General features: G+C 70.7%; 16 protein-coding genes. 11 read left to right on the top strand and 5 right to left on the bottom strand.

Annotated elements, in window-relative coordinates; translation table 11 throughout:
• Positions 1–122 precede the first annotated feature (122 nt).
• From QMK61_RS12775 to hisIE, 10 genes are all read left to right on the top strand, one after another.
• Positions 123–710: a YdeI/OmpD-associated family protein gene (locus tag QMK61_RS12775; RefSeq protein ID WP_302072601.1), complete on the top strand. Its 588-nt coding sequence runs from the start codon at positions 123–125 to the stop codon at positions 708–710.
• A gap of 212 nt (positions 711–922) precedes the next feature.
• Positions 923–1,273, top strand: a complete 351-nt coding sequence (locus QMK61_RS12770) for a YerC/YecD family TrpR-related protein (protein WP_302072600.1) — start codon at positions 923–925, stop codon at positions 1,271–1,273.
• On the top strand, positions 1,270–2,163 hold the full coding sequence (gene hisG, locus QMK61_RS12765; RefSeq protein ID WP_302072599.1) for an ATP phosphoribosyltransferase: 894 nt from the start codon (positions 1,270–1,272) through the stop codon (positions 2,161–2,163). The genes QMK61_RS12770 and hisG overlap by 4 nt, the downstream gene beginning before the upstream one ends.
• 11 nt (positions 2,164–2,174) lie before the next feature.
• Positions 2,175–3,509, top strand: a complete 1,335-nt coding sequence (gene hisD, locus QMK61_RS12760; RefSeq protein ID WP_302072676.1) for a histidinol dehydrogenase — start codon at positions 2,175–2,177, stop codon at positions 3,507–3,509.
• Positions 3,506–4,609, top strand: coding sequence for a histidinol-phosphate transaminase (gene hisC / locus QMK61_RS12755; RefSeq protein ID WP_302072598.1), 1,104 nt, complete (start codon positions 3,506–3,508; stop codon positions 4,607–4,609). The genes hisD and hisC overlap by 4 nt, the downstream gene beginning before the upstream one ends.
• A complete protein-coding gene (hisB, locus tag QMK61_RS12750; RefSeq protein WP_302072597.1) occupies positions 4,606–5,670 on the top strand; it encodes a bifunctional histidinol-phosphatase/imidazoleglycerol-phosphate dehydratase HisB in 1,065 nt (354 codons plus the stop codon). Before hisC ends, hisB begins: the two co-directional genes overlap by 4 nt.
• Positions 5,670–6,260, top strand: a complete 591-nt coding sequence (gene hisH, locus QMK61_RS12745) for an imidazole glycerol phosphate synthase subunit HisH (RefSeq protein ID WP_302072596.1) — start codon at positions 5,670–5,672, stop codon at positions 6,258–6,260. The genes hisB and hisH overlap by 1 nt, the downstream gene beginning before the upstream one ends.
• Entirely contained in the window at positions 6,257–6,985 is a 729-nt protein-coding gene (locus tag QMK61_RS12740) for a 1-(5-phosphoribosyl)-5-[(5-phosphoribosylamino)methylideneamino] imidazole-4-carboxamide isomerase (RefSeq protein WP_302072595.1), read from the top strand. Before hisH ends, QMK61_RS12740 begins: the two co-directional genes overlap by 4 nt.
• Before the next feature lie 154 nt (positions 6,986–7,139).
• Positions 7,140–7,913, top strand: a complete 774-nt coding sequence (gene hisF / locus QMK61_RS12735; protein WP_302072594.1) for an imidazole glycerol phosphate synthase subunit HisF — start codon at positions 7,140–7,142, stop codon at positions 7,911–7,913.
• Positions 7,914–7,963: 50 nt separating this feature from the next.
• Positions 7,964–8,590 (top strand): bifunctional phosphoribosyl-AMP cyclohydrolase/phosphoribosyl-ATP diphosphatase HisIE, encoded by a 627-nt coding sequence (hisIE, locus tag QMK61_RS12730; RefSeq protein WP_302072593.1) that lies wholly within the window; start codon positions 7,964–7,966, stop codon positions 8,588–8,590.
• A 7-nt stretch (positions 8,591–8,597) separates the two neighbouring features.
• Here hisIE and QMK61_RS12725 read toward each other — a convergent pair whose 3' ends face one another.
• The 5 genes from QMK61_RS12725 to QMK61_RS12705 all read right to left on the bottom strand — a co-directional run bounded on the left by QMK61_RS12725 (position 8,598) and on the right by QMK61_RS12705 (position 12,611).
• Positions 8,598–9,626, bottom strand: coding sequence for a C13 family peptidase (locus QMK61_RS12725; protein WP_302072592.1), 1,029 nt, complete (start codon positions 9,624–9,626; stop codon positions 8,598–8,600).
• A gap of 24 nt (positions 9,627–9,650) precedes the next feature.
• Entirely contained in the window at positions 9,651–10,337 is a 687-nt protein-coding gene (gene mtnC, locus QMK61_RS12720) for an acireductone synthase (RefSeq protein WP_302072675.1), read from the bottom strand.
• 97 nt (positions 10,338–10,434) lie between these two features.
• Entirely contained in the window at positions 10,435–11,286 is an 852-nt protein-coding gene (locus QMK61_RS12715) for a prohibitin family protein (RefSeq protein WP_302072591.1), read from the bottom strand.
• Positions 11,287–11,406: 120 nt separating this feature from the next.
• Positions 11,407–11,967 (bottom strand): acireductone dioxygenase, encoded by a 561-nt coding sequence (locus QMK61_RS12710; RefSeq protein ID WP_302072590.1) that lies wholly within the window; start codon positions 11,965–11,967, stop codon positions 11,407–11,409.
• Positions 11,964–12,611: a methylthioribulose 1-phosphate dehydratase gene (locus tag QMK61_RS12705; RefSeq protein ID WP_302072589.1), complete on the bottom strand. Its 648-nt coding sequence runs from the start codon at positions 12,609–12,611 to the stop codon at positions 11,964–11,966. Before QMK61_RS12705 ends, QMK61_RS12710 begins: the two co-directional genes overlap by 4 nt.
• A 160-nt stretch (positions 12,612–12,771) precedes the next feature.
• Here QMK61_RS12705 and QMK61_RS12700 point away from each other — a divergent pair, with 160 nt between their 5' ends.
• Positions 12,772–13,104: a high-potential iron-sulfur protein gene (locus tag QMK61_RS12700; RefSeq protein WP_302072588.1), complete on the top strand. Its 333-nt coding sequence runs from the start codon at positions 12,772–12,774 to the stop codon at positions 13,102–13,104.
• Positions 13,105–13,154: the final 50 nt, after the last annotated feature.

Below are 13,154 nucleotides of genomic sequence, written 5' to 3'. Positions count from 1 at the left end.
GAGGCGTTCATGTTTCCGTGCCTGACGAACGCAGGTGGGCGTCGCAAGCCTGCCTTGCGCCGCGGCCCGGCCTGGGACTTGATACAGTGCGACCACCGCGTGGACTTGAATAGATCCCACAAATGGGCAAGCCGCCTTCCCGTGCCATGCCGCAACTGCGGAGTTTCCGGTCATCGGAAGAGCTTCGCGCATGGATGGCGCAGGAGCACGCCCGAGCTTCCGGCCTGCTCCTGCGGATTTACAAGAAAGACTCTGGCGTTCCATCGGTCACCTATGCCGAGGCGCTTGACCAGGCGCTGTGCTTCGGTTGGATAGATGGGCAAAAGCTGCCGTTCGACGCGAATTCGTGGGTGCAAAAATTCACGCCGCGCAGGGCAAGGAGCAGTTGGTCCAAGAAAAATGTTGCGCATGCGGATCGGCTTGTCCAGGAGGGCCGAATGACGCCTGCCGGTCTCCAGGAGATCGACAGGGCCAAGGCCGACGGGAGGTGGGCCGCCGCGTACGATTCTCCCGCCAACGCGACAGTGCCCCCGGAATTCGTTAGGGAACTCGCGCGCAACGCCAAGGCGAAACAGTTCTACGCGACACTCGACAAGGCCAATCTGTACGCGATTGCCTACCGGTTGCAAACGGCAAAGCGGCCGGAGACCAGGGCCAAGCGCACAAAGCTGATCATCGAGATGCTCGCGCGCGGCGAGAAATTCCACTGAGTGCCCGGGCCATACCCTGGGACGCTGCACTTCACCGCTTCCGCCCATGACCGCTTCGTCCATGCCGCTTTCGCTCCGGTGAGGCAACCGAACAGGCTCTCAGGGGCGGCTTCAGCCGCGATCCCGCGCCCGGCCAGCCACCGGAGCCACCGCTTGCTGCACTGCGAAACATCGAGTATCCTTGATCCATCGTACTAACGCGTTATCACATTATGAAGCGTCGATCGCTCGATCCGGAAACGCCCGCCGAGTCCGCCGAGGCCAGCCTGTGCACGGCGCTGCTGTCGCTGAAGAACGCGAACGAGATGGCCGCGTTCCTGCACGACCTGTGCACCCCGGCCGAGCTGGAAGTGATGGTGGACCGCTGGCGCGTGGTGCCGTACCTGCTGGACGGGTTGTCCTACCGCGAGATCCACGAGCGCACCGCGGTGAGCATCACCACCATCGGCCGCGTGGCGCGCTACCTCAACCAGGGCAGCGGCGGCTACCTCGCCGCGGCGCATGCCGCGCGCAGTCGCGGCGCGGCGAAGAAGGCGACGGCGAAGCGCGGAGCGAAGGCATGAAGCCGCGCGACCGCCTGCGCATCGCGATGCAGAAATCCGGCCGGCTCACCGAGCCGGCGCTGGATTTGCTCAAGCGCTGCGGGCTCACCTTCCGGCAGAGCCGCGACAAGCTGTTCTGCTTCGGCGAGGGCGAGCCGGTGGACCTGCTGCTGGTGCGCGACGACGACATCCCCGGCCTGATCGCGCAGGGCGTGTGCGACCTCGGTATCGTCGGCCGCAACGTGCTCGACGAATTCCGCCTCGCCGCCGGCCGCGAGGCCGAGCCGCTGACCGAGCTGCGCCCGCTGGGCTTCGGTCGCTGCCGGTTGTCCATCGCGGTGCCGCAGGAATCCGACTACCGCGAGCCGCGGCAGCTGGCCGGCCTGCGCATCGCCACCTCGTACCCGGGCCTGCTCGGCGAATGGCTGCGCACGCAGGGCGTGGACGCCGGCGTGGTGACCCTGGCCGGCTCGGTGGAGATCGCGCCGCGGCTGGGCACGGCCGACGCCATCTGCGACCTGGTGCAGAGCGGCGGCACCCTGGTCGCCAACCAGCTGCGCGAGGCCGACGTGCTGCTGGAGAGCGAGGCGGTGCTGGCCGGGCCGCAGGCGCTGCCGGCCGACGAGCGCGGCGACATGCTGGAGCTGCTGCTGAAGCGACTGGACGGCGTGATCCAGGTGCGGGAGTCGCGCCTGCTGCTGCTGCAGGCCTCGCGGGGCGCCCTGGACGCGATCACCCGCCTGCTGCCCGGCGGCCCGCAGCCGACCCTGCTGCCGGTGGCCGGCCAGCCCGACCAGTTGATGCTGCAGGCGCTGTGCGCAGGCGAGGTGAGCTGGCGCCAGCTGGAAGAGATCAAGCGCGCCGGTGCGCGCGAGATGTTCGTGCTGCCGGTGGAGAAGATGCTGGCATGAACGCGATGTCCCTGAAACGCCTGGACTGGACGCGGCTGGACGAGGCCGCCCGCCGCGAGGCGCTGGCACGCCCGGCGCAGTCGCGCAGCGACGAACTGCGCGCCGGCGTCGGGCGCATCATCGATGCCGTGCGCGTGCGCGGCGACGACGCCTTGCGCGAACTCAGCGCGAAGTACGACCGTTGCGTGCTGGACGCCATCGAGGTCGGCGTGGACGAGTTCGACGCCGCCGAGGCCGCGCTCGCCCCCGCACTGAAGGATGCGATCCGCGAAGCGGCCGCGCGGATCGAGGCGTTCCACCGCGCGGCCGCGCCGCAGCCGGTGGCGCTGGACACGGCGCCCGGCGTGCGCGTGGAGCGCATGCTGCGCCCGGTCGCGCGCGTGGGCCTGTACGTGCCGGCGGGCAGCGCGCCGCTGCCGTCCACCGCGCTGATGCTGGGCGTGCCCGCGCGCATCGCCGGTTGCCGCGAGGTGGTGCTGTGCTCGCCGGCGCGCGCCGACGGGCGCTGCGACGAGGCGGTGCTGTATGCCGCGCGCCTGACCGGCGTGCACAAGGTATTCAAGCTGGGTGGCGCACAGGCGATCGCGGCGATGGCCTACGGCACGGCGAGCGTGCCCCGGTGCGACAAGCTGTTCGGTCCCGGCAACGCCTGGGTCACCGAGGCCAAGCTGCAGGTGTCGTCCGACCCGGACGGCGCGGCCATCGACATGCCGGCCGGCCCGTCCGAGGTGCTGGTGGTCGCCGACGCGCAGGCCGATCCGGCCTTCGTCGCCGCCGACCTGCTGTCGCAGGCCGAGCACGGTCCGGATTCGCAGGTGGTCCTGCTCAGCGATTCCCCCGAATTGCTGGACCGCGTGGAACGCGAGGTGCAGGCGCAGTGCGCCGCGTTGCCGCGTGCCGATATCGCCGCGCAGGCGCTCTCGCGCAGCCGGCTGATCCGCGTCGCGTCGCTGGCGCAGGCGGTCGAGGTCAGCAACCGCTACGCGCCCGAGCACCTGATCCTGCAGGTGGCCGGGCCGCGCGCCTGGCTCGACGGCATCGAAAGCGCCGGCTCCGTGTTCCTCGGCGCGTGGACGCCCGAGTCGGTGGGCGACTACTGCAGCGGCAGCAACCACGTGCTGCCCACCTACGGCTACGCGCGCAGCTACAGCGGCGTGTCGGTGGCCAGCTTCCAGAAGCAGATCACGGTGCAGCAGCTGTCCGCCGACGGCCTGCGCGCGATCGGACCGTGCACCGCGACGCTGGCCGCGGCCGAGCAGTTGGAAGCGCACCGGCGCGCGGTGACCCTGCGACTGGCGGCGCTGGACGAAGCCGCCGCACCCCCTTTCCCGGAGACCATGGCATGAACGTGCTCGACCTGGCGCGGGCGGAGATCCGCGCGCTGCAACCGTATTCCTCGGCGCGCATGGAGGCGGCCGGCGGCCGGCTGATGCTCAACGCGAACGAGTCGGCCTGGGCCCCGGTGGGCGACACCGGACATGCCAGCAACCGCTATCCGGAGCCGCAGCCGGCGGCGCTGCTCGACGCGCTGGCGCTGCTGTACGGCGTGCGCCGCGAACAGCTGCTGGTGGGCCGCGGCAGCGACGAGGCGATCGACCTGCTGGTGCGCGCCTTCTGCCGCGCCGGCGAGGATGCCGTTCTGGTCCAGCCGCCCACCTTCGGCATGTATGCGGTGTGCGCGCGCATCCAGGGCGCCGGCGTGGTCGAGGTGCCGCTGGGCGAGGGCTTCGCGCTGGACGTGGACGCGGTGCTGGCCGCGCTGACGCCGGCGGTGAAGCTGGTCTTCGTCTGCCGGCCGAACAACCCGGCCGGGCGCGACGTGCTGCGGGCCGACATCGAGCGGCTGGCGGCGGCGCTGGCCGGCCGCGCGCTGCTGGTGGTGGACGAGGCCTACGTGGAATTCGCCGACGAGGGCAGCGTGGCGGACCTGATCGACCGCCACGACAACCTCGCCGTGCTGCGCACCCTGTCCAAGGCCTGGGCGCTGGCCGGCGTGCGCGTCGGCGCGCTGCTGGCGGACGCCGGCGTGGTCGCGCTGCTGCGCCGGATCATGCCGCCTTATCCGCTGCCGCAGCCCTGCGTGGACGCCGCGCTGGTCGCGCTGTCCGGCTGGGGCCAGGCCAACGTGCGCCTGCGCGTCGCGGTGGTGCGCAAGCAGCGCGAGGCCATGCGCGCGGCGCTGGCCCGCCTGCCGGGCGTGCGCGAGGTGCTGCCGTCGCAGGCGAACTTCCTCGCTGTGCGCTTCGCCGACGCCGATGCCGCGATGGCGCGCCTGCTGGCCGCGGGCATCGTGGTGCGCGACGTGCGCCGCCACCCGCGGCTGGGCGACGCCCTGCGCATCACCATCGGCACGCCGGAGGAAAACCGGCGCGTGCTGGTGGCCCTGAAGTCGCCGCAGGCGCGCCGTCCCCGCGCGGCCTCCGCCGTTCCGGGTGGCGCGGCATGAGCCGCAAGCTGCTCTTCGTCGACCGCGACGGCTGCCTGATCGAGGAACCCGCCGACGAGCAGATCGACAGCTACGAGAAGCTGTCCCTGCTGCCCGGCGTGGTCGCCGCGCTGCAGCGCTTCGTCGCCGCCGGCTACGAGCCGGTGATGGTGAGCAACCAGGATGGCCTGGGCACGGCGAGTTTCCCGGAGGAGCGGTTCCGCGGCCCGCACGAGCTGCTGCTGCGCATCCTGGCCTCGCAGGGCGTCGTCTTCCGCGAGGTGCTGATCGACCGCAGCTTCGCGCACGAGGGGCTGGACACGCGCAAGCCCGGCACGGGCCTGCTCCGCCACTACCTGGCCGACGACGGCTGGAGCCGCGCCGCCTCGGTGATGGTGGGCGACCGCGAGACCGACCTGCAGCTGGCCGCCAACCTCGGCGTGCGTGGCTTCCGCGTGGGGCCGCAAGGCATCGGCTGGAGCGAGGTGGCGCACCAGGTGCTGGATGCCCCGCGCATCGCCGAAGCGGTGCGCAACACCCGGGAGACGCGCATTGCCGTACGTGTCGACCTGGACCGGGTGGCCGAGCCGCAAGTGCACACCGGGCTGGGCTTCTTCGACCACATGCTGGAACAGCTCGGCAAGCACGGCGGCTTCGCGCTGGAACTGGTCTGCGCCGGCGACACCCACATCGACGAGCACCACACCGTGGAGGACTGCGCGCTGGCGCTGGGCCAGGCACTGCGCCAGGCGCTGGGCGACAAGCGCGGTATCGGCCGCTACGGCTTCACGCTGCCGATGGACGAGGCGCTGGCGAGCGCCGCGCTGGACCTGTCCGGCCGCCCGTATTTCGTATTCGAGGGGCACTTCCCGCGCGACCGCGTGGGCGGGCTGCCCACCGAGCTGGTGCCGCACTTCTTCCGTTCCCTGTGCGAGACGCTGGGCGCGAACCTGCACCTGTCGGTGCGCGGCGAGAACGCGCACCACATGGTGGAAGGCAGCTTCAAGGCCACCGCGCGCGCGCTGCGGCAGGCGATCCGCCGCGAGGGCGACGAACTGCCCAGCACCAAGGGCACGCTGTGATGGCCGTCGTGCTCGTCGACGCCGGCGGCACCAACATCGGCTCGGTGCGCTACGCGCTGCAACGGCTGGGCGTGGACGCGGCCCTGACCGCGGACGCGGCGGCGATCCGTGCCGCCGACAAGGTGATCCTGCCCGGCGTGGGCGCGGCCGGCCCGGGCATGGCGCGCCTGCGCGAGTCGGGACTGGTCGACCTGCTGCGTTCGCTGACCCAGCCGGTACTCGGCGTTTGCCTCGGCATGCAATTGCTGTGCGCGCATTCGGAAGAGGGCGACACCGCCTGCCTCGGGCTGATCGACGCGCCGGTGCGCCGCTTCGCCGAACGTCCCGGCCTGCGCGTGCCGCACATGGGCTGGAACGGCCTGTCCGTACGGCGGGAACACCCGCTGCTGGCGGGGCTGGCCGAGGGCGAGCAGGCCTATTTCGTGCACAGCTACGCGGTGCCCGCGGGCGAATGGACGCTGGCCGCGGCGGAATACGGCGGGCCGTTTTCCGCCGTGGTCGCGTGCGGCAACTTCCACGGCATGCAATTCCACCCCGAGCGTTCCGCCGCCGTCGGCGCGAAGCTCCTGAAGAACTTCCTCGAACTATGACGTTCACGGTCATTCCCGCCATCGACCTGCGCGGCGGCCACGTGGTGCGCCTGAAGCAGGGCGATTACGCGCAGCAGACCACCTACGCGGACGATCCGCGCGCGCTGGCGCAACGTTACGCCGATGCCGGCGCGCGCTGGCTGCACCTGGTCGACCTCGACGGCGCCCGTTCCGGCACGCTGGACAATCTCGCGGTGATCGAGGCGATCGCCGGCGGCGGCCTGCTGGTGCAGGCCGGCGGCGGCGTGCGCGGTGAGGGCGACCTGCGCCGGCTGTTCGATGCCGGCGTCACCCGCGTGGTGGTGGGCAGCGTGGCGATCCGCGACCCCGGTCGCGTGGCCGGCTGGCTGCGCGACTACGGCGCCGAACGCCTGACGCTGGCGCTCGACACGCGCCGCGCCGATGGCCGCTGGACGCTGCCCAGCGCTGGCTGGACCGAGACCGAGGCGGGCACGCTGGACGAACTGGCGCCGTGGTACGCCGCGCAGGGCGCGCGCCACCTGTTGTGCACCGACATCGACCGCGACGGCATGCTGGCCGGCTTCAACCTCGACCTGTACCGCCACCTTGCCGGGACCGTGCCGTCGCTGGCCGTGCAGGCCTCGGGCGGCGTGCGCTCGCTGGAAGACATCCGTGCGGCCCGCGAAGCCGGGGCACGCGGCGTGATCCTGGGGCGTGCCTTGCTGGAAGGGCGCTTCACCGTGCAGGAGGCATTGGCAGCATGAACACAGTAACGAACTCGCCGGCTTGTCTCCTCCCCCTGCGCGCAGGGGGAGGTCGGGAGGGGGTAAAGCTCTTGCGCCGCGCCGGAAAAGCACCCCTCCCCAGCCCTCCCCTGCAAGCAGGGGAGGGAGAAGACATGGCGGCGGGAGGCGCGCGATGCTGAGCCGGCGCATCATTCCCTGCCTCGACGTGCGCGACGGCCAGGTGGTCAAGGGCGTGCGTTTCCGCGACCACGTGGCGATGGGCGGCATCGTGGACCTCGCGTTGCGCTACCGCGACGAGGGGGCCGACGAGCTGGTGTTCTACGACATTACCGCCAGCCCGGAGGGGCGCAGCGTGGACCGGGGCTGGGTCGAGAAGGTCGCGCGGGTGATCGACATCCCGTTCTGCGTGGCCGGCGGCATCCGCAGCGTGGACGAGGCGCGCGCGGTGCTGCATGCGGGCGCGGACAAGGTCTCGGTGAATTCCCCCGCGCTGGAACGGCCGGAACTGGTCGACGAGCTGGCCGCCGCGTTCGGCGTGCAGTGCGTGGTGGTGGGCGTGGACTCGCTGCGCGATGCCGACGGCGAATGGCGCGTGCGCCAGTACACCGGCGACCCGTCGAAGACGCGCGCCCTGCCGCGCCGCACGCTGGATTGGGTAGCCGAGGCGCAGCGGCGCGGCGCCGGCGAGATCGTGCTCAATTGCATGGGCAGCGACGGCGTGCGGCAGGGCTACGACCTGGCGCAGCTGAAGGCCGTGCGCGCCATCTGCCGGGTGCCGCTGGTCGCCTCCGGCGGCGCGGGCACGCCGGAGCATTTCCGCGACGCCTTCCGCGACGCCGACGTGGATGGCGCCCTGGCGGCCAGCGTGTTCCACTCCGGCGCGATCGCGATACCCGGGCTCAAGCGCTACCTGCGCGAACAGGGCGTGGCGGTGCGCATTGCCTAGCTTTCCAACGCCGTCGCCCCAGTGGCGACGAGGCTTCAACAGGTGTCCCGATGACTGCTGCGAACCCGATCGACCTTTCCCGCCTCGACTGGACCAAGGGCGGCGGCCTGCTGCCCGCCGTCGTGCAGCACTGGCTGACCGGCGAGGTGCTGATGCTGGGCTACATGAACGCCGAGGCGCTGGCCGAGACGCAGCGCAGCGGCCGGGTTACTTTCTTCAGTCGCAGCAGGCAGCGGCTGTGGACGAAGGGCGAGAGTTCGGGCCACGTGCTGGCGCTGAAATCCATCCGCGCCGACTGCGACGCCGACACCCTGCTGGTGCAGGCCGAGCCGCAGGGGCCGACCTGCCACCTGGGCACGTCCAGCTGTTTCGGCGAGGACGCGCGTCCGCCGCTGGGCTTCCTCGCCGAACTCGATGCGCTGGTGGCGCAGCGCCACGCCGCACGCCCGCAGGGCAGCTACACCACGAAGCTGTTCGAGGCGGGCACGCGCCGCATCGCGCAGAAAGTGGGCGAGGAAGGCGTGGAAACCGCGCTCGCCGGCGTGGCCCAGGGCGACGAGGATCTGCTGGGCGAAGCGGCGGACCTCGTGTTCCACCTGACCGTATTGCTGCGCGCGCGCGGGCTGTCGCTGGCCGACGTGGCGACCGTGTTGGCGCAGCGTCACGCCGGGCGCTGAAAAGGTTTCAAGGCATCGGCGCGATCGCACTGGCGGCCGGCGCCGGCGCCGGCGCGGCGGGCGTGAACGGCACGGCCGGTCCGGGGACGAGACCCTTGCGCCATGCTGCCAGCTGCGCCTCGATGCCCTTGCCGACGTCGATCTGCGGCTCGGAGGGCGTCAGCTTGTCGCGTTGTTCCCATCGCGCGATCTCGGCCCTGGCCTGCCTGAACGCCGCCACGAGATCGTCGGTGCGGTTCAGCGCATCGACCAGCCAGGCATGGCCGAAGTAGGTGATGTCCGATTCGCTGCCGCAGCCGAACGAACTGCGGTCGGCGCGCGCGGCGGTGAGCACCAGGGTGCCGGCGCCCTTCAGCGGCGGGATGAAGCCGCCGGAATAGCAGGCATTGACCACCACCACCTTCCACTTGAACGGATGCTCGGCGAGGATGCCGGCGAGGTCCTGCGCGCCGATCTGGTCCAGCGGCAGCGGGTCCATGTCCACCAGCAGCTGGTGGTCCTCGCTGCCGTGGGTGGTGAGGTAGAGCAGCAGGACGTCATCGGGCCGCATGACCTTGGCGAGCCCGTCCAGCGCCGCTTCCAGGTTGCTCCAATCGGCCAGGGGGCGGGTGGCGAGCGTGGCCGGGTTGTTCTCCAGCACCAGCGCGTGCGCGGCGGAGCCGAAGCGACGGGTGAATAGCTGCGCGGCGTATTCGGCCTCGTTGCGGAACACGTCCTCGCCGCCGTCGCCGGCGAAGGCGACGAGGTAGAGGTTGGGCCTGCCGGGCGCACGCGCGCCCAGTTTCGCCAGCGCATCGCGCACCATCGTCGGTTGCGCGTAGAGCACCTGCTCCGGCGTCGGCGCCTGGCTCGGCCAGCTGTTCGCGTCCTCGTCCTCGTCGCCGTCATCGGCAACGGTGCTCGCCGCGTGCGCTGGCTGGGCACTGCCGGCGGCGGCCGGCGCCACCGGCACGGGCGCGGGGGCGTGGACGGGAAGCAGCAGCATCAGCAGCACGCCGGCGGCGAAGGCGAGCAGGGCGGTGACGAGGGTGCGCATGTTCAGGCCCGGGGCCATGGGAGGTCAGGGGGCGATGGCGTCGAAATCGGCGTAGGCCGGGTGCGCCGGCTGCACCGGCAACGGCTGCGGCGGGCGCACCAGCCAGCCGGTCTGGAAGCCGGCGGCGTGAGCGGCATCCAGTTCCTCCGCGATGTCGGACAGGAACAGCAGGTGCTGCGGCTGCTCGCCGATGGCGGCGGCGATCTTTTCGTAGGAGGCCTGCTCGCGCTTGGGTCCGGTCTCGGTGTCGAAATAGCCGGCGAACAGCGGGGTGAGGTCGCCGGCCTCGCTGTAGCCGAAGAACAGCTGCTGCGCCGGCACCGAACCGGAGGAATACACGTACAGCCGCAGGCCGTCGGCGCGCCAGGCGCGCAGCCGTGCCGCCACCTCGGGGTAGACGTGCGCGCGATAGTCGCCGGCTTCGTAGCCTTCCCGCCAGATCATGCCCTGCAGCGCCTTCAGCGCGGTGGACTTGCGGTCCTCGTCGATCCAGCGCAGCAGCAGCTCCACCACTTCCTGCCGGGTGGCCTCGATGTAGCCGGCCTCCTTCGCCGCGACATGCAGCCAGTGCTGCACCTCGGGATGGTCGCCATGGGTCTCGACGAAGGCGGGCAGGCGCTTGCGGGCGTAGGGAAACAGCACGTCCTTGACGAAGCTGATCGAACTGGTGGTGCCTTCGATGTCGGTGACGATGGCGCGGGTTTCGGGCATGGCCATGGGAATGGATATGACGGGGTGGCCAGTTTACCCGGCTTGCACCAGGCCGACGCGCCCTGGCGACGCACCTGCACTGCGTGCCGCGTCGGCCTCAGTTGGCCCCTGCGCTGCCTTTGCCCGCCGGGGTGACCGGCCCGATCATGGGAATCGTGCCGTTGCCGCCCACCACCTGCGGCAGTACGCCGTTCCACTTCTCGACGGCCTTGAGCTGGATGATCTGCGGGGTGAGGGTCTGCTGCAGGAGCTTCTGCGCCTGTGCCTGGCCCTCGGCCTGCGCGACTTCCTGTTCGGCCTGGATCTTGGTGCGCTGCAGGTCGTAGGTGGCTTGCAGCGCGCGCTGCTGGGCCACCTGCTTCTGCTCGATGGCCTCGGTGTAGACATGGCTGAACTGGAAGTTGGTGATGTTCACGCCCTGTACCTGCACCTTGTACTGGTTCAGGGCGGTGATGATTTGCTGCTGGATCTCGGCGGCGACCTTGTCGCGGCTTTCGATCAGGTCCTCGGCGTTGTACTTGGCAGCAACCGCCTTCACCGCGTTGGACACCACCGGCGCGATCACCTTGCTGGCGAGCTCGGATTCGTCGCCGAGGTGCTGGTAGACCCATTCGGCGTCGAGCGGGTTGATCGCCCAGTTCACGGCGACTTCGGTCGAGACGTTCTGCAGGTCGCGGCTGGCCGCCGTCTCGTTCGTCTGCGACTTCTGGATCTGCACGTTCATCTGCTTCACCGTCTGCACGAACGGCAGCTTGAAGTGCAGGCCGGGGTCCAGCACGCCCTCGTGCACCGCACCGAAGGTCATCAGCACGCCCCGGTTGCCGGGGCCGATGGTGACGATGCTCGACCACAGCGCCATCAGCAGCACCAGCGCGGCGACCAGTATCCAGACGTGGCGCGGGCCGGCGCCGCGGGACGCGTTGAGCGAAGACTTGAAGCTGGTTTCCATGTGTGGCTCCCCCTGTCGAGCCCTGCATTCTGGCAGGCTGCCACTACCGGCGGAAGCTCAGGGGCTCTCGTCATCGCGCCGATCGCCCGGCGGCCGTGCCAGCCAGGGAAGGGCGCCAGCTCAGCCCGTGGCGGCTACCGGCTCCATCCGCGGAAAGCCCTGCGCGATGTCGCTGCCGGTGAAGTTGGCCACCCAGCCTTCCTTGTTGGTGAACAGGCGGATCGCCACGAAGCTGGGCGCCTCGCTCATGTCGAACCAGTGGCGGGTGCCGTCGGGCACGCCGATCAGGTCGCCCGCCTCGCACAGCACGTCGTAGACCTTGCCGTCGATGTGCAGGGTGAACTGGCCGGCGCCGGCGACGAAGAAGCGCACCTCGTCCTCGCTGTGGGTGTGCTCGCTGAGGAACTTCTGGCGCAGTGCGGCGCGGTCGGGGTGGTCCGGCGCCAGGCTGATCACGTCGACCGATTGGTAACCTTCTTCGCGCATCAGGCGATCGATGTCGGCGCGGTAGGCGGCGATCACCTCGTCCTGGCTGGCGCCAGGGGCGATCGGCTGGCTGGCGGCCCATTGCTCGAAGCGCACGCCGACCCCGGCCAGCTCGCGGGCGATGGCCGCGTGCGCGGTGTGGACGGACAGCGGCGTGCCGGGGCGGTTCTCGTCGAAGATGCGCAGACGGCTCATGCGGAAAGCCTCCTCAGGTCCAGTTCGCAGCCGAGCAGGAACTCCAGCGCCTCCAGGTGGCGCCGCGCCTCGGCCATGTCGCGGCCCCAGGTGTAGATGCCGTGGCCGTCGATCAGGTAGGCGGCGAGCGGCTTGCCGGCGTCGAGCCAGGCATCCACGCGCGCCGCCAGTTCGGGCATGTGCTGGGTGTTGGGGAAGACCGGGATTTCCAGCGTGCCCTCGTGCGTGGTATGGCCGGCGATGGCCTTCTGCAGCTCCCAGCCCTCCAGGCGTACCACGCCATCCCGCGCGAACAGCCGCGAGGCCACGCTCTGCGTGCGCGAATGGGTATGCAGCACGGCTTGGGCCCCGGGCCAGCGGCGGTAGACCTGGGTGTGCAGGTCGGTCTCGGCGCTGGGACGGGCGTCGGTGCCGACGGCCTGGCCCTGCATGTCCACCAGCATGATGTCGTCGCGGCCCAGCCGGCCCTTGTCGCGGCCGGAGATGGTGATGGCCGCGTGCGAGCCGTCCACGCGCATGGAGAAGTTGCTGCTGGTGGCGGGCGTCCAGCCCTGCGCGGCCAGTTCGCGCGCGGCATCGGCGATGGCGTCGGCGCGTTCGGCGAACAGCTCGGGCGGGATCGAATCGGGCAGGGTCTGGGTCATTGCAAATGGACGTCCAAATGAGCCGGAACTATACACCATGCGCGAACGGTCTTCCTGGAGGAAATGCGAGCCATTCGCGCCATGCCCGGGGCGGGCGGCGTAGCATGTCCGGGGTTCCGCCGTGGAAGCGGCGGGGTTGTTCCAACGACGGAGGTTTCCAATGTCGCAAGAAGAAAACAACGAATCGCGCCGACGTTTCCTGAAGATCGCCGCCGGCACCGCCGCCGTGGCGGCCGTGGCCGGTGGGCTGCCGCGCCTGGCCCGCGCCGCCGACCTGCCGCACGTCACCGATGCCGATCCCACCGCCAAGGCGCTGGACTACGTCGAGGACGCGAGCACCAGCAAGAACCCCAAGCACAAGGCCGGTGACGTCTGCGCCAACTGCCAGTTCTACTCCGGCGGCCCTTCGGGCTACGGACCGTGCCAGCTGTTCCCGGGCAAGTCGGTCAACGCCAAGGGCTGGTGCGTGTCGCACACGCCGAAGAAAGCCTGAGGCGGCGCCGCAACACGCATGAAGGCCGGCCATGTGCCGGCCTTTTTGCT

The sequence above is a fragment of the Fulvimonas sp. R45 genome, from assembly GCF_030504985.1.
GTDB lineage: Bacteria > Pseudomonadota > Gammaproteobacteria > Xanthomonadales > Rhodanobacteraceae > Rhodanobacter_A.
Note: the sequence above shows the minus strand (reverse complement) of the source record. Positions and strands in the feature narration are given on the sequence as shown.